The 16,825-nt window shown below is 39.5% G+C and carries 13 protein-coding genes and 2 tRNA genes; 6 read left to right on the top strand and 9 right to left on the bottom strand.

From position 1 onward, the window contains the following. Positions 1–67: 67 nt before the first annotated feature. Entirely contained in the window at positions 68–220 is a 153-nt protein-coding gene (locus V3I05_RS02915) for a hypothetical protein (protein ID WP_295701220.1), read from the bottom strand. A 341-nt stretch (positions 221–561) separates the two neighbouring features. Here V3I05_RS02915 and V3I05_RS02920 point away from each other — a divergent pair, with 341 nt between their 5' ends. After that, positions 562–699, top strand: a complete 138-nt coding sequence (locus tag V3I05_RS02920; RefSeq protein WP_295701213.1) for a hypothetical protein — start codon at positions 562–564, stop codon at positions 697–699. Positions 700–718: 19 nt separating this feature from the next. Here the strand turns inward: V3I05_RS02920 and V3I05_RS02925 are convergent, their stop codons facing one another. Beyond that, positions 719–2,671, bottom strand: coding sequence for a heavy metal translocating P-type ATPase (locus tag V3I05_RS02925; RefSeq protein WP_300448576.1), 1,953 nt, complete (start codon positions 2,669–2,671; stop codon positions 719–721). Between the two features lie 517 nt (positions 2,672–3,188). On the opposite strand from V3I05_RS02925, the gene V3I05_RS02930 reads away from it, so the two are divergent. Continuing rightward, positions 3,189–4,526, top strand: coding sequence for an SLC13 family permease (locus tag V3I05_RS02930; RefSeq protein ID WP_369699038.1), 1,338 nt, complete (start codon positions 3,189–3,191; stop codon positions 4,524–4,526). Positions 4,527–4,928: 402 nt separating this feature from the next. Here V3I05_RS02930 and V3I05_RS02935 read toward each other — a convergent pair whose 3' ends face one another. Together V3I05_RS02935 and V3I05_RS02940 are read right to left on the bottom strand one after the other, a co-directional pair. After that, positions 4,929–5,945 (bottom strand): glycosyl transferase family 90, encoded by a 1,017-nt coding sequence (locus V3I05_RS02935; protein WP_300448571.1) that lies wholly within the window; start codon positions 5,943–5,945, stop codon positions 4,929–4,931. Continuing rightward, entirely contained in the window at positions 5,942–6,880 is a 939-nt protein-coding gene (locus tag V3I05_RS02940) for a UDP-glucuronic acid decarboxylase family protein (protein ID WP_295701202.1), read from the bottom strand. Before V3I05_RS02940 ends, V3I05_RS02935 begins: the two co-directional genes overlap by 4 nt. 630 nt (positions 6,881–7,510) lie before the next feature. Here V3I05_RS02940 and V3I05_RS02945 point away from each other — a divergent pair. Beyond that, positions 7,511–7,587 (top strand) — tRNA-Arg (locus tag V3I05_RS02945). Between the two features lie 209 nt (positions 7,588–7,796). Here V3I05_RS02945 and ftsZ read toward each other — a convergent pair. From ftsZ to V3I05_RS02970, 5 genes are all read right to left on the bottom strand, one after another. Then, the gene (ftsZ, locus tag V3I05_RS02950) at positions 7,797–8,966 is read right to left on the bottom strand and encodes a cell division protein FtsZ (protein WP_295701200.1); all 1,170 of its coding nucleotides are present in this window, start codon (positions 8,964–8,966) and stop codon (positions 7,797–7,799) included. Positions 8,967–8,976: 10 nt separating this feature from the next. Beyond that, positions 8,977–10,350, bottom strand: coding sequence for a cell division protein FtsA (gene ftsA / locus V3I05_RS02955; RefSeq protein ID WP_343353963.1), 1,374 nt, complete (start codon positions 10,348–10,350; stop codon positions 8,977–8,979). An 11-nt stretch (positions 10,351–10,361) separates the two neighbouring features. Beyond that, positions 10,362–11,861: a peptidylprolyl isomerase gene (locus V3I05_RS02960; protein ID WP_300451140.1), complete on the bottom strand. Its 1,500-nt coding sequence runs from the start codon at positions 11,859–11,861 to the stop codon at positions 10,362–10,364. A 270-nt stretch (positions 11,862–12,131) separates the two neighbouring features. Next, positions 12,132–12,208 (bottom strand) — tRNA-Ile (locus V3I05_RS02965). Next, the gene (locus tag V3I05_RS02970) at positions 12,170–13,309 is read right to left on the bottom strand and encodes an FtsW/RodA/SpoVE family cell cycle protein (RefSeq protein WP_295701227.1); all 1,140 of its coding nucleotides are present in this window, start codon (positions 13,307–13,309) and stop codon (positions 12,170–12,172) included. The genes V3I05_RS02965 and V3I05_RS02970 overlap by 39 nt, the downstream gene beginning before the upstream one ends. Before the next feature lie 39 nt (positions 13,310–13,348). Between V3I05_RS02970 and V3I05_RS02975 the strand changes: the two genes are divergently transcribed. Genes V3I05_RS02975 through trmB form a run of 3 tightly spaced genes read left to right on the top strand, consistent with a single transcriptional unit; the run spans position 13,349 to position 16,822 of the window. Continuing rightward, positions 13,349–14,437, top strand: a complete 1,089-nt coding sequence (locus tag V3I05_RS02975; protein ID WP_295701191.1) for an RluA family pseudouridine synthase — start codon at positions 13,349–13,351, stop codon at positions 14,435–14,437. Then, positions 14,367–15,632, top strand: coding sequence for a hypothetical protein (locus V3I05_RS02980; protein WP_343353964.1), 1,266 nt, complete (start codon positions 14,367–14,369; stop codon positions 15,630–15,632). Before V3I05_RS02975 ends, V3I05_RS02980 begins: the two co-directional genes overlap by 71 nt. Positions 15,633–15,634: 2 nt before the next feature. Next, positions 15,635–16,822, top strand: a complete 1,188-nt coding sequence (gene trmB / locus V3I05_RS02985) for a tRNA (guanosine(46)-N7)-methyltransferase TrmB (RefSeq protein ID WP_295701185.1) — start codon at positions 15,635–15,637, stop codon at positions 16,820–16,822. The last annotated feature ends 3 nt before the right edge of the window (positions 16,823–16,825 follow it).

The following is a 16,825-nucleotide window of genomic DNA, read 5'->3' on the forward strand; positions in this document are numbered from 1 at the left end:
ACCCACACTTGTATTGAGCTATCTTTAAAGATATATTATCTGCTTTAATAGCATTAAATCTTATACCTTAATGTTGCTTATCGCCGCAATCATATAGATCAGCGCGGATTCTATATGAAAGGGGATAAGCAGCTTTAGTGCCTTGAAGTATGCCATTGGCGCAGTCAAATACCTTACCACCACTCGTGCACTTTGCTTCTTCTTTCATAATTCTTAGCATAACGCATTTGCTTGAGCTAGCCGTTGCTCCCGCCTCATTTTTAAATCATTAATTACGCCTTCTCGCAAACTCCTTTTTGTTGCTCCTCGTGTGTCATTGGCATTGTCCTTGCCCTCCATCTCTCCTAGAATCTTGTAGTTATAAGGCGTGGATTTGCTATTGCGATACCTTCTATTGCCTTGTTTTGGGCGTATTGTTGATTTATCCCGCTTGTCCCTTTGTTAGCATTTTGTATATTTGCCTGATTGTTTGCAGGGCTCACTTTGTTTGAACCTATCCATCACGCCATCGCTTAGAATGTCGCTAGAATCTGCAAACAAAAGGGGTTATCACAGCTTGATTTGAGCCTAGCTATCGGGTATAAATCTGTCTCTTTAGTCGCTGGAGCACAGGCGGGATATAAGAATATTCATTTTAATTTAGAACATCTCTATAAGATTGCAAAAGTGCTAGAGAGAGACATTAAGGAGCTATTTTAGAGATTGTGGCTTAAGAGTTTTACTTAGAATCTACTTTGTGAGGGCGTGGGGGACGCATAGCATTAAGCAAGGCTAGGAGTGCCACGCCCACATCGCCAAACACCGCTAACCACATATTCGCAATACCCATAATCCCTAAAATGATCAGCATAAGCTTACTTATAAGCGCAAAGGTGATATTTTGCCACGTGATAGAACGCGTGTGAAAAGCGATGTGAAAAGCCTTTACTAGCCCACACAATGAGTTGCGCTGCAAGATAATATCCGCACTCTCCTTGCTTATATCATTACTACTTTCCCCTGTGTTAATGCTTATGCCTACATCACTTCGCCCTAATACGATAGAATCATTAATCCCATCGCCCACAAAGGCGACTTTTCCCTTCCATTGGCTCATCAATGCCGTGAGTTTGGCTTCTTTTTGTGCAGGGAGAAGATTCCCATAAGCTTGGGTAATGCCTAGCTCCTTAGCTACGGCATTGACACTTGCTTGATTATCCCCGCTAAGAATGGCAAAATGCCTTATGCCACATTGTTTTAAAGCCTCTAAATCATCTTTTAACCCCTCTTTTAGCTTATCACCTATGCAAATATATCCGGCATATACCCCATTATGGGCGATATACACGATAGTATGAGCACTCTCTTGTGTTTCAAAGGCAATATGTCTCTTTTGTAGTAATGTAGCATTCCCTGCGAGAATCTCCCCCCTATCGCATACTAAACACACTCCCTCCCCACTGATTTCCTCATAGGATATAAGGGATTCCATCTGCACTTGTTTGCGATGTTTAATACAAGTAGCGATGGGATGGCTTGAGTGTGCCTCTGCTAGAGCGGCGAGTTCAAGTAGAGAATCTTCTGTGTAGCCATTGCTTGGTGAGATATGGAGTATTTGGAATGTGCCAAGCGTGAGTGTGCCTGTCTTGTCAAATACGATATTTTTTACCAAAGAGAGCGTTTCAAGGTAAATAGAGCCTTTGAAAAGCGCTCCTTCCTTACTTGCGCGTCCAATAGAAGCGAAATATCCCAAAGGCACGGCGATTACAAGTGCGCAAGGGCAGCTTATCATCATTACTACTAGCCCCCGATAAATCCACTCGTGCCATTCTCCATTAAAAAGTGGCGGGAGTAAGGCGATACAAAGAGATAGCACAAAAATAATAGGCGTATAAATGCGTGCAAAAGATGTAATAGTTTTTTGCGTTTTGGCTTTGTTTGCGCTTGCTTCTTGCGTGAGAGCAGCGATTTTAGCGATATGAGAATCTTTAAAAGGCTTTTGCACTTTTGCTTCAAGCAAAGCACTTGTGTTTATGCCCCCAGCTATGATAGAATCTCCCTCTTTAACCCCCACAGGCACACTCTCGCCATTGATTGAGCGCATATCGATATAGCTTTTCCCCTTGATAATGAGGCTATCAGTGGGGATTTTCTCTCCTACTTTGATAAAGATTGTATCGCCTATTTGCAGGGATTGGGGGGGCAAATCTATGAGTGTATCTTTGTCTTTTTTATGCGCGATGTCAGGCATAACCTCCAAAAGCGCAGATATAGAGCGCTTAGACTTCTCTATGGCTAAAGATTCTAAAAACTCTCCCACACGAAAAAAGAGCATTACAGCCACCGCCTCGCTTATCTCGCCAATACACAACGCTGCGATTGTGGCAAAGAGCATAAGGGTATTTTCATCAAAAAAAACCCTGTTTTTGCAGTTTTCCCAAAAATGCAGAAAAATAGGCTTCCCCGCATAGCAATAAATACCAATGAGCACAATATAGATAAGTGGAGGCATAAGCTCAAATCGCGCTAAAGATTCTATATGGAGCAATGCCATACACACGCCAAAAATGGCGATTAGAGCGATGATATAATACATATCTTTCTTGCTATTTTGTGAATCTTGCGCGGGATTTGCACAGCAGGAGCAGCTCAAATCGTCTCTATTTTCTTGCGCGGGATTTGCGGGATTCATTACATAGCCTTTCAATAGAAAAATAAATGTGATTATGGCATAAATGAGTAAATACATATAGGGGGTATATGTATATCGATATAGGCTTTACCCTGCCGTACAAATTATGCTATAATCACACCTTTTAGATTCTTAAAACTTCCTACTTTATAATGCAAACAAGCATAAGATTTGAGCTTAAAGTTGGGTTTCTATCATCAATACATCATATAAAGGACGCCCTGTGCCACGCAAAGCGCAAAAGACATCGCAAAATACTTCGCACACACAAGAGGATATGCCAGATATGACTCCTATTTCTCCCACGCAAATGCCCTCTACTACGGGAGAAAGCTCTAAGCAAAATGAAGATAGCACAACACAAGAGACACAAGAGACAAAGGCTACTAAAGCCGTGCTTAAATCGCGCAAAACCCCACATTTAAACGCATACAGGAGGGCGAAAGCACGCAGAATCTACACACATTTCACCCAAGCGGCTAAAAAGAAGAGTATAACGTATGAGACGATTATCGGTATGCTTGTGGCATTGTGTCTTGGGCTTATTGCGGCATTTTTGGCAAAAACTTACCTCGAGGCGTCCTTTAAGGTATCGGCTCTGCTTGGCATTATCGCTTTGCTTGTTACCCTTTGGACGAATAAAGCCCTGCCCTTAGGCGTGGTCTCACTGCTACCTATTATCCTTTTCCCAAGTTTTGGGATTCTTGATACTCAAAGTGCCACGGCAAATTATGCTAATCCTATTATTTTCCTCTTTTTAGGGGGCTTTATGCTCGCCACAGCGACAGAAAAAATCGGCTTACACCGCGTGATAGCTAAAAAATTTCTAGGGCTTTTCCCTACCACACCAAAGGGCGTTATATCCGCATTAGGATTAGCTGCCTGTGTGCTAGGCACAGCACTTTCAAACTCCACTACGGCAATTTTACTTTTGCCTATTGCGCTCTCCATCACACAAGATTATTTTTTAAAAATGCGCTTTTTACTCGCTGTGGCATTTGGCGCGAGTATCAGCGGGATTACCACACCTATTGGCTCACCACCTAATTTAATTTTCCTAGGATATTTAGAAAGTCTTGGTTTTGAAGGCATTAGCTTTACTACGTGGATTTTTATGATGGCACCGCTCACTTGCCTTATGCTATTTGCCATGATTTCTATCCTCTCTTATGGGATAAATGAGCACTCATTAGAGGTTAATGTCTTTGATGATGTGGAGATAACCCCCGCGCACAAGCGGCTTTTGTTTTTTATCATTATTTTATTAGCTGTGCTTTTTATTAACTCCCCGATTAAGCCATTCTATAGCGGCTTGGGCTTGAATGAAAATGTGATTTTGCTTGCCTTTGGGCTATTGATGTTTGTGCCAAAGATTGGGTTTTTAGATTGGGATGATTCTAAGTCTATTCCTTATGAGCTGATTTTCTTATTTGGGGCGGGATTTTGTATCGCTACTGCCTTTTCACAATCCCAGCTTGGTGGGGTATTTGAAGGGTATTTTAGGCAATTTGAGAATCTGCCTTTTATCGTGTTTTTATTCTTAGCTTGTGTGTGTGCGATAATCGCGACAGGATTCTTAAGCACCACCGCGCTTATTGCGATTTTGCTGCCTATTATCTACACTGCTACGCAATCTTTCCTAAAAGGCAGTGAGCCTGCTATCACTATGCTTGCACTTACCATTTGCGCGAGTTTTTCATTTATGATACCTATATCCACGCCGCCTAATGCGATTGTATTTGCCAAAGGGAATATTAAAACTTGGGATATGGTGCGGTTTGGATTTGTGCTAAGTGTAGTGGGAATTGTGCTTGTAACGCTTTTTGCCTTTATATACTGGCGCTGGTTTGTGTAAAGTAGATTCATTATGCCCTTGCTACTGCGATATAATCGCCGAAAGGTCTTGTTAGCAGAGGCAGAGCCCCTACTAGCGCCTAAAGTTATTAGCTTATGACTAAGACGTTGTCTTAGTCATAAGCTAATTTTAAAGGTCTAGAATCACTATTGCCTTTGCTGTTACAATATAAGTCTTGCTTCGGTATGAAATCAAATCTCTACTTCGTGCCATTCAATGCTAAAGGTGTTCATAGATAGACTACTCACTCTCACAAATGACATCTTTTCAAAGCAATTAGCTTTTAAGGACAAAGTGAAACTTTCTGTAAAACAAAGCTTTTTTAAATAAATCCTGCAGGGGTAAAACTAAACTAACGCTTTATTTTTGGATTATTCGCACATTTACAAGAGCTAAAGAGAGTTAGATTCTTAATTTATCAATCTGTCCTGTGTAGTACAAATACTTTTCAAGCACTAAAAGTGAGATGATCGCCTCTCTTTGCTTGTCAAAAAATTGCTTGATATATTCGTGTGCGTTATGAATGATGGCTTTAGCCTCATCAGGGTGATTGATAAAATATGTAAGCTTTTCTTCAAGGTTAGCATAATCAGGGGCAATCTCCACATAATGGATATTTGGCAAGAGTGTGCCTTCCATAAACCAAGTTTCAAATTTGGGCTTTGGCATTATACAGAGGGAATTTGAACTCATCACCCATTTGAGATTACTCGCTACATCATTACCCTCTAGGGAAAGTAGGAATTTATACGGGAGATGTTGAGCGATACCTATCTTAGGCTTTTGCCAATCTTTATGGATACTTTTGCTCCCCGTATGTCCTAAATCACACATTTTGTGATGAAAATATTTTTCAAAAAAGGCAGTGCGATGTGGCTGGTAAATACCCCCGCGATAAAATAACATATCGCGTTTGTCTTCAAAAGCATAAGGATCATTAATGAATGTGAAATGCCGCACCTTCTCAAGATTAAGCAAAGTAGAATTAGCAAATGGTGGGAGTTCATCTACTGCCCCCCCCCTCGTTGCATTTTGCCCTGCTACATTCTGTGCTTTTATCCACGATTCAATCGGGCGAGATTTAGTAATAGAGGGCTTAGGGCAGATAAAATTTATATCCCCAAACATAAAATGCGCTTTAAAATGTTGCGGAAAATAACAAGCCCACTCATACGTATCAAAGAAATACACACTTTTCTTGCGTGTAAAACGCAGATAATCAAGGCTTTTCGCCTCTTTATCAAGCTGAATAGGTCTCTTAAGCTGACAATAATAATCCACACGCGATTTGATATATTCAATATCTGCCCTATCCTGCACATTATGCAGAATCTTCTCTCTATTTTTAGGCAAAAACACCGCCGGGATAAGGCTACGTGCAATACCTCTAAGATTATAGAGGAAATAATTATTTTTCATAGGAAGCTCTTAAAGTAATCTATCGTCTTTGCTAAGCCTTCTTTAAGCTCTACACAGGGCTGCCAAGAAAGCTCTTTTTTCGCTAAGGCAATATCAGGCTGCCGCTGCTTGGGGTCATCTTGCGGTAAGGGAAGGAATACAAGCTTTGAGCTTGATTTTGTAAGCTCTAGCACATTTTGCGCGAGTTCTAGCATACTAAATTCATTGGGATTGCCGATATTCACAGGTCCATAGAATCCATCTCTGCTATCCATAAGCGCTATCATTCCACGTATCAAATCATCAACATAGCAAAAGCTGCGCGTTTGTTTGCCCTCGCCATAAATGGTAATATCCTCTCCCCTCAAGGCTTGAATGATGAAGTTACTCACCACTCGCCCGTCATTGGGGTGCATACGAGGACCATAGGTGTTAAAAATCCTCATCACTTTGATATTAAGATTATGCTGTCTTTGATAGTCAAAAAATAATGTTTCCGCGCAACGCTTCCCTTCATCATAACACGCACGAATACCGATAGGATTCACAGAGCCTTTGTAAGATTCTACTTGTGGGTGGATTTCAGGGTCGCCATAGACTTCGCTTGTGGAGGCTTGGAGGATCTTAGCCTTTACTCTTTTGGCTAATCCTAGCATATTAATCGCCCCCATCACGGAGGTTTTAGTTGTTTGCACGGGGTCAAATTGATAATGCACTGGAGAGGCAGGACAGGCGAGATTATAAATCTCATCAACCTCCACATACAGCGGGAATGTAACATCATGCCGCATAAATTCAAATCGTGGATGAGTAAGCAAATGCGCGATATTATGCTTTGCACCGGTAAAGAGATTATCCACACATAGCACCTCATCGCCTCTCTCTAAGAGCTTCTCACATAAATGCGATCCTAAAAATCCCGCGCCGCCAGTTACTAGAATCTTTTTATTGAGCATATAAATCCTTTTAGAAAAGTGCTATTATAGCTTAATGAACTTTATCAAACTTAAATCTCTAGCGCTATCTATGGCTTATCTTGCCAGAACCCGCAGCCAAAATCTACTCATATAAGCAAACAACACAAAGGGGAAAAATCCCTTAATGTGTATATGGGGAATATAACATTTCTAAAGCCCTCTCTTATGTTAGAGACTATGAAATCCTCTTAAGACTTTTTCCTTATCCATCTCTTGTGATTTTAGGGATTTTCCCCTCCTCTTTCCTTGAGGGTATCCCCCTCTCTCTCTTTATTCCCCTGCTTTGCCCACCATCGCAAGGGAAGGGGAAAGTAGAAGCAAAATCTGCCCAAAAAAGGAGAGGGATAAAGAGTAAGGCAATCTCCACAGCGGGGGAGGGGATAGAAAAGGAACACCCCCCCCCCCTAAAAAAGAAAAGATAAAAAATGAGGTAATTTCTACGATGGAGGAAGAGGGGCATATCTTTCAAGCAGGAGTGGTGATAAGAACATTAACCACCTCTTAATCACCCCTATGATATATTTGCAAGTCTTATATGTATGACATTTAAGATTCTTAAAAATGTAAAGCACGCTTAAGGATATTTAGCTACAATATCGCCTTTATTATGTGCTCGTAGCTCAGCTGAATAGAGCAACAGGTTGCGGTCCTGTAGGTCGGGGGTTTGAATCCCTCCGAGCACGCCATCTACCTCTACTCCTTAAACGATGCTTTATGTTTAACTCTTTATTTTTATAAACATATTACTTTGTTGAAGTTTTGATTCTTGATGTTTTTAGGGCTTAAAGAAGTAAACTCTTTGGATTACCCTCTCGCTCCCCCTTAAAAAAGCCTTCGCCAATATATCGCTCACTGCCCTTACGACACTTTTATAGGTTGGCATATAAATATATTATCAATCTCTTGCAGCACGTAGATAGGCAGGCACATCAAGCTCATTTTCAAATAATCCGTGCTCCTCTTTAAAAGATTGAGAAACTACACGGAAATGTTCGTTAAGCTCCTGAATGCCTTTATCCTGCGCTTGTGCTGAAGGATTCTGCACATTTGACATATCCGTATCATTAGCAGATGTTACAATTTCTTTTTCAAAGCCTGTAGCAATAACCGTAACCTTTACATAATCGGCAGATACATCATTGCGCGTATATGTCCCCATAACCACATTTGCATCTTCATCAACTAATGAATGCACAATTTCCATTGCGTCATTAAGCGCATTCATTGGGTAATCAGGATGTGCCTCAAAACTCACAAGCACACCTTTTGCCCCATCAATAGAAATATTATCAAGCAAAGGAGATTGTATAGCCAAACGCATAGCTTCACTTGCTGCATCAGCACCTGTGGCTTCACCAATCCCCATAAGAGCCAAACCTCTATAACTCATCACCGTCTGCACATCGGCAAAATCCACATTCATATCACCCTCACCACAATTCAAAACAACATTAGACATACCTGTTACCGCACGTGCAAGCACATCATTAATCATATTAAAAGTTTCAGTCCGACTATAATTTTTAGGGATAATTGAAAGCACTCGCTCATTGGGGATTACCACGATACAATCGCTCTCTGCCTTAAGATTCTGCAAACCTTCCTCGGCAAGCTTTGTCCTCCTGCCACCCTCATATTTAAAAGGCTTAGTTACCACAGAAACGGTGAGTGCTCCTATCTCTTTTGCGGCTTTAGCCACAACGGGAGCAGCTCCTGTACCTGTGCCACCACCAAGCCCAGCAGAGATAAATACTATGTCTGAACCACTTAAAGCAGCTTTAATCTCCTCATAAGTCTCTAGTGCTGCCTTTTCTCCTATTTCAGGCTGTGCCCCTGCGCCTAAACCTCTTGTGAGCTTTTCACCAAGTTTGATTTTAATGTCGGCATTTGTTTTATAAAGAGCTTGAACGTCTGTATTAGCCGCGATAAGCTTCACTGATTTATGCGGATTAACCTGCATAAGATAATTAATCATATTTGATCCGCCACCGCCTACACCAATGGTCGTAACAAGTGCTCCTTGTGGTTGAGGCTGAACTTCTTGAATATCTATGACATTTTCCATATTTTTCTCCCTAGAATAATTGACTCACCCATTTGTAAAATCTTACAACAATATTATTATGTTTGTCCTCCTTGGACGTCATAATTTCTGTAAAATTTTCAATCTGTGTGATTTTTGAACCCAATGTTGGCTCTTGGATGGCATTTTTTGGCAATTCAATATTATGTATATCATTATTATCTGTGGTAACACTACTTTTCTTATAGCGAATCTTTTTCTCACAATCCATTTCATAATTTGTATGCTGCCCGGCTCCGTGCAGGATTAATCCCACTGCCGTAGCTCCATCTGTGCCTTTGAGCTTATCAAAAAGTCCATCTACTGCTATGGGTCTTGAGATTCTCACCGGTTTGCGAAAAATGCTTGAAGCACACTCTTGCATACCATCAAGATTTGCCATACCACCTGTTAATGTAATACCTGCACCAATCTTGTCTTTTAAGCCACTCTTTTCAATGCTTTTTTCTAAGAGCTTCAAAGTTTCTTCCACACGGGCAAAAATCACTGCATGGATAATCTCCATTGACACAAGTTTTGTGGTATTTTTACCTGTTGCCATCATAGGAACGTTAATGGATTTTGTCTTATCTTCTTCATTTAAAATAAGTTTCCCAAATTCTATTTTTATCTCTTCGGCAGTATTAGGATGGGCGTTAAGAGCAGTGGCTAAATCAATAGTAACATTATGAGAACCTACACTTAAAAAATCGCAATATCGCATAGAATAGCCACTATACACCATCAAATCACAAGTTTGCCCTCCCATATCGATACAGGCTACCCCAAGCTCTTTTTCTTCATCGCTTAAAACCGCTATTGATGAAGCATAGCTGCTTAGCACAATATTTTCAATCTCTAATCCTGCCTCACGCACAGCACGCTTAAGATTCTCTAATGCTGTTTTTTTAGCTGTAACAATATGCACAAACGCTTCAAGACGCGAAGCACTCATACCCATAGGATCTTCAGCATAACTCTGCCCATCTAGCCGAAATTCATAAGGCAAGGCGTGGATAAGCACGTGATCTTCGGGTATTGCAGCATTATAAATAGCTGTTTGCATAACACGATGGATTTCTTTAAGCCCAATCTCATTATGTGGTGCATTAACAATCGCTGATTCTCGTATGCTCTTTGTATAAGCCCCAGAAAGCGAAATAATGGCTTTATCTATCTGCTCTCCTGAAACCATCTTTGCATCATTAACGGTATTTCGTATCGACATCGAAGCTTGCTCGATATTAGTAATAGAACCTTTTTTAACACCTTCTGCTTTATGAATACCTGTGCCAACTATATGCGGTATGCCATCATCTTTAATCTCAGCAATAATTGCACAAATTTTTGTGCTACCAATATCGACACCCAAAATAATTCGACTCAAAACTTCCTACCTCACTTAGTTACATCAATATAAATAGTGGTCTTATAAGTATTATGAAGATATTCGACCAACGCATCAAAAGTAACCTGAAATTTCATATTCTTAGCAGACATTGTTATATCGTCAGCTTGATTGTTTATTTTATAGGATTGCTCCAATACACGATAAAGGACCGCCTGATCATCAAAAAGCACATAGCCCTCCAAAGCTTGAGAAGAAAACACTTGAGAGAGAAAATGAGCTTTTTGCGTATCATTAAGCGCAAGAATAGTGCCCTTATAGAATCTATCTACAAATCCAATATCTATGCCTTTAAAATCCTTTACGCTTTCTTTAGCAAGCGCGACAAGTCCATCTTTTGTTTTTTGACGTATATACTGCTCTTTAACCGCACTCTTAGCCTCTTCAAACCTCTTATTCACACTTTCTTTTTTATGAAGCACTTTTAGGGTTACAAAGCCCTCATCTGCCTCAATAGGCTTTAGCACCTGCCCTTCGTGTGCAGCCTTTATATCTGCCACTACCAAATCAATGCCACGTTTTACAAAAAAGCCCTCATCTTCTTTAATAGTGCGAGTTATGCCGCTCTTGCTACCATTTCTTAAATCTCGATATTCTCTTTTAGCAATCCTCTCTGCCTCCACCTTTTGCACATCATAAGTAAGTCTATCCATAGCCTGCTCCATACTCATCAAGTGCCCACTTTCATCAAGATAATCACTTTTAAAATTTTCATAATGCTCTCTCAAAGCTTCTTTATCAGGGTGCTGCTCACTAAAAGGTACTAAAATATACTCGATTTCAAATTCCATAGGTGTTTTCCAATTATTCGCATTAAGCTCCCAAAATGCCTTTAGTTCATCATCGGTTGCACTAATCCTTATTTGAGAGATGGGTATGCTTTTAACCATAAGTCTATCACTTATTCCATAGGCTAATTGTATTGTCTGCCTTTCTAAAGGAGTAACAAACCAGGTAGGCACCAAAGCAGGATTTGCGTTCATTAGAGTAAAAACCTTCTCTATTAAAAGTGCATTCCTTATATTTTCCTCAAACTCATTTGTGCTTATGTGCATTTCTTTAAGGGCTGCCTTATATACGTCTTGACTAAAATGTCCATTCTCATCAACATATACATTAGCGTGAAGAATCTCTTGCCCCACTTCATCATCGCTTACTCTTAAGCCCAAATCACGTGCAAAATTCAATAACTGCGTTTGCTGAATAACACGCTCGAGTGCAATCTGCGGTATGCCAAGCTGCTTAGCTTGAGCTTCATCAAGTATGCCTCCTAGTTGTGGAATCTGCGCATACTCTCTTAATACATTATTATACACCCTCTGATAATCAGGTATGCGAATGTCTATCTCCCCTACTCTAGCTACCTTGTCATTGCTTGTGCCAAACCCATATGAACCCCAATTCACCATTCCAGCACCAATGAATGCAATAGCACTGATCCAGATAGTGACAACAAGCCATTTTTTATGTTTTTGCATCCAAGTAATCATCGTAGCTAACCTTACTATAAGCTAATATATATTCGCTATTGTAGCATACAATAAGCGCAAAATGTTAATTTTCTCACAAAAAATATGCTTTTTTTTGATATGTGGATTAAACTTAATCTACTTTAAAAGTATAAAAACGCGTAAATATGGTATTTTCAGCCACTCAAGATATAATTGCAATACACAATATAAATTTATATTTAATGCCAAATTTATGTTAGATTGATTGAAGTTTGCTGCGATTTGTTTATGAAAAGTATATAAAAGAAGTGGTGGACCTTGCAGGATTCGAACCTGCGACCAATCGGTTATGAGCCGAGTGCTCTGACCAACTGAGCTAAAGGTCCGCGTTTAGTCGTGGCATTATACTCAAAAACAAATCTAAAGGCAAGAATGTTTTCAAGGATAGTAAAAAGCGTGATAAAGGTGACAAAGCTTGTCCCACCATAACTCATTAAAGGTAGAGGTATCCCGACTACCGGGGCTAATCCTATCACCATGCAAACATTAATCCCCACATAAAGAAAAATCAAAATCGCAATATACCCTGCCACCACACGCAAAAAATAATCCTGCGCATAGGCAAAGCCTAAACTTAAAATATGCACAATCATACAAAAAAAGAGCGTCAAAAGCCCAATACCGCCAAGCAAACCAAAACGTTCCATAAAATATGCAAAAATAAAATCCGTATTCGCATAGGGTAAAAATTTGAGTTGAGATTGTGTCGCTTCTTCCTTAGATTTACCAAGGAATCCGCTTGCTCCAATGGCAATAAGTGCCTGATTTACCTGATAAGGGGATTTATCCGAAACGAAATCAACGATACGTCTTTTTTGGTAATCTTTAAGCGGATCGACCACATAAGCCACAGGCGCAAGAAAAACAACAACAAGCCCAAGTGCAATCCAAATTTTTTTATTCACCCCAATTAAAAAAAGTGTGCCAAAGCCCGTAAGCAGAATAATCATAGCCGTCCCTAAATCAGGCTCTTTAAGGATAATCACAAAAGGCACAAGCACAAATGAGCTAATAATACAAAACTCTCTAATGCCATAGCCCTCTTTTGGTGGAGGATTTGTAGTAATATAAGAAGCAAGAAAGAGCATTAAAGCAATTTTCATAATCTCACTTGGCTGGATAGAAAAGCTCGTAAAAGGAATATCCACCCAACGTTGCGCACCAAGCTTCTGTGTGCCAATAAAATGCACCAAAATAAGCAACACAAGACATATAACATAAGAAGCCATAATTACACTATTAAGCTTCCTAAAAGGGATAAAAAATAAGAATATCATCAAGCCACAGCTCAAGCTGATATATTTAACCTGTTTTGCAAAAAGCACTGAATCTAGCTCATTTAAAAGAAAGAGAGAGAATCCCACAAGTGGTAGAACAAATAAAATTAAAATATAATCAAAAGATGCTAGAATCCGTCTATCAATCACTATTTTTCCTCTTAAATAAAATCACAAAATGGGATTAAAATGCAGAGTTTTATTGTATCAAACCTTGACTTAAATAATGGCAAATTGCGTTTAGATTCTTACCTAAGCTCACAACTCCAAAATAGCAAAAATCAAATCCATCATTTAATCAAATCTCAAAAAGTTTTTCTCAATAACACACCTTGCTTGAAAAATGGCACTTTGCTTAAGCTTAATGATTGCATTGAAGTAGATATTTGCACAGCACATTCACAGCTATTTACAGAATCTGTTCATATTACAGCATCTATGCAATCTATCCATACCGCCTTTAATCCCAATGATGAGCGCTTTAAGATTGAGATTCTCTATGAAGATAGCGATATACTTATCATTAATAAACCTCCTCATCTTGTCATACACGAAGCCCCAAGTGTCAAAGAGCCTACCCTTACAGATTGGCTTAAGGCAAATGCCCATATTCTACACACTTTAAGCGGCGAGGAGCGATATGGCATTATCCATCGCCTTGATAAGCAAACAAGCGGCGCATTAGCGATTGCTAAATCATCTCTTGCTTACACAACACTTCCTAAAGACTTAAAAGAGCGTCAAATGGGACGATACTACCTTGCCATCATTGATACACCGCTTAAAAGCAATCAACGAGTGCAATGCTATATGGGGCGCAATCCCCACAACCGCCTTAAGATGAGCAAGATTCATATTCGTGATGAAAATGCTATCCCTAAGGGAGTGCGGGATTCTAAAAGCACGTTTATAAAACTTGCCACTTCAAATAACGGACATTGCGAACTCATTGCCATTAAGCTCCACACAGGCAGGACTCATCAAATCCGCGCCCACTTAGAGAGCCTCTCCCGCCATATTCTAGGCGATACACTCTATGGGTATAAAAGCCATATAAATACCTACCATTATAAAGAGAGAATCTTGCTCCACGCCTATATACTCTATCTTAATCACCCAAGAAGCAAACAAAATCATATATTTAAAGCACCTATTTTTAGAGATATGCTAGAATTTATACAAACACATTTCACAAAGGACATACCAAATGATTGTCAAAACATTATGCAGCTCCTTGAAACAGATAGGGTTATGCGCGTTTTTGAGTGTTTTTCTTAGTGCTTGTTTTTCATCTTTTGGCGCAAAACTAGAAGAAGATGCTTCCTTACCGCGTCTTCATTCTGTTAATACACTTGCTGATGTCTCTTCTGTGGGCTTTGAGTGGAATCTGCTTCAAGATGAAAATGTACAAGGTTTTGTTATCTATCGCTCTCAATCGGGCAGTGGCAAAGGGTGGCAAAAAATTGCTACGATTAAAAATCGCTTTGCAACGCATTTTTACGACATCAATCTCCAACCACAAACAAAATATATCTATGCCTTTGCGATATTGGGCGAAAATAATACCATATCCCCCAAAAGCGAGCCCATTCACGTCCAAACTTCGTTTATCGATCCTGTAGAGAGTATTTTTGCCATCAATAACCAGCCTCGAACGATTAAGATTATCTACTCTCCCCACCCCAATCCTAGCGTAGATTCATATCTCATTCAGCGATTAAATAAAGCAGGGGAGTTTAAAACGATTAAGACTATCCCTCATCGTTTAAGTGTAGAATATTTTGACAAAAAACTAAAAGATGGGGAAACTTACACATATCGCATTATCGCTCAAAGCCATGAGGGTGTGAAAAGTAAGCCTTCTCGAAGCGTAAGTGCTACTACAACGCCCCAACCTGCCCCTATTGAAAATATTCAAGCCACCACAGATTTACCACGTGCAATTACTATCACGTGGCAAGAAGCCCCTGATACGCAAGGTGTGAGCAAAAAGTATTATAAAATCTCCTATTCCACCAATGACAAAAATTACAAAAATCTTGCCACCACTAATCAAACTCACTACACGCATAAATTAAAAGAAAAAGAAGATGGTGTGAGCTACTATTATCAAGTCGTACTTTTAGGGGATAATGGCTTACAAGGGCGATTAAGCAGTAATCCTGCGAAAGGTTCTAGCCTTCCGCCACCTATCACACCCAAACACTTTGAAGCTAAAGTAGCTGATAATAAAGCTATATTATCTTGGGAAACACCTAGTGATGAGCGCATAGCAGGCTATGTCGTTTATCGCAAAGAAAGTGGGCTATGGGGTCAAAGTGCTCGTTTTATCGATATATATGATAATCAATTTATCGATAAAGAAATGCAAGCAGGCAAACGTTATCTTTATAGTGTGGCAAGTATCGATAAAAATGGCATCGAATCTGCCCCTACAAAAGAAATAGAGCTTTTCATTCAAGGCAGTAAATAAGAATGCCCCATTTTCTTGCCTCACATATATCTTTGCCACCACTGCCCTTTACGCAAGATGGCTTTACATTTGTATATGAGGCTCTACAATGCAATGACGATACGCAATCCCTTATCCTTGTGCGACACAAAGACAAAGAATTTTTTCTCCGCAAACAATACAGGAAGGCAAAGAATAATGCCATTATAAAATGCGAAAAAACTGCTAGAAGCTTATCTACAGGGATACTTAAGGATTCTCTTAAGATTCTAAGCTCTAAACAAACCTCCCTTATAAACCATAATCTTAGTGATAACTCTCCGCGTCAGAATCTCCAATCGCCCTTTCTTAAAAATATAGAATACTTTTTAGATTTTCATCATAACTGCCTTATTGAAATAGGCTTTGGCTCTGGACGCCACCTTTTACATTTAGCACAAAGCAACCCTCATCTTGTATGTATGGGCATAGAGATTCACACACCTTCTATTGAACAGATTCTAAGGCAGATTGAGCTTTTAGGCTTAAAAAATCTCTATATTATCAATGCTGATGCAAGAATCTTGCTTGAGATTCTCCCTGCCCATATCGGACAAGGTATTTATGTGCATTTCCCTGTCCCGTGGAACAAAAAACCACATAGACGTATCTTTTCACAAAAATTTCTCACACAATCTTTGCGCGTTTTAGATTCAAAAGGAATGTTGCATTTACGAAGCGATGATGAGATATATTTTAAAGACGCTTTGAATCTTGCTCTAAATGAGCCACACATAAGCCTTGAAGTGCATAAAAATTGTAAAAATATTATCACAAGCAAATACGAAGCGCGATGGGAGAGGCAGCAAAAGGACATTTATGATATGAAAATTTTTCAACAAAACGTGCAAAATACCCCAGAAAATATGAAAAATTATAAAAAAAACTTCTCTTTTGATAAAATTCTAAGAAAAAATTTGGATAATTACACAAATTTTCCATATAAAAAAATCGCTAAAGACTGGTTTTTACATATCGATAATTTATATTGTGCAGGAGATATATATGTGCTGACCCTGTGTTTTGGGGATTTTCATCAACCTCAAAATGCGTTTTTGCAAATCACCTTTGCTCAAACCCCAATCGCACATTATATTGGCAACAAGCCTATCCCCACACAAGCAGCTATCAAAGCACACACACATTTGACACAGATTTTAAAACAGGAGTAATAT

Origin of the sequence: Helicobacter mastomyrinus (assembly GCF_039555295.1) — a bacterium.
In the GTDB taxonomy this organism is placed as follows: domain Bacteria; phylum Campylobacterota; class Campylobacteria; order Campylobacterales; family Helicobacteraceae; genus Helicobacter_C; species Helicobacter_C mastomyrinus.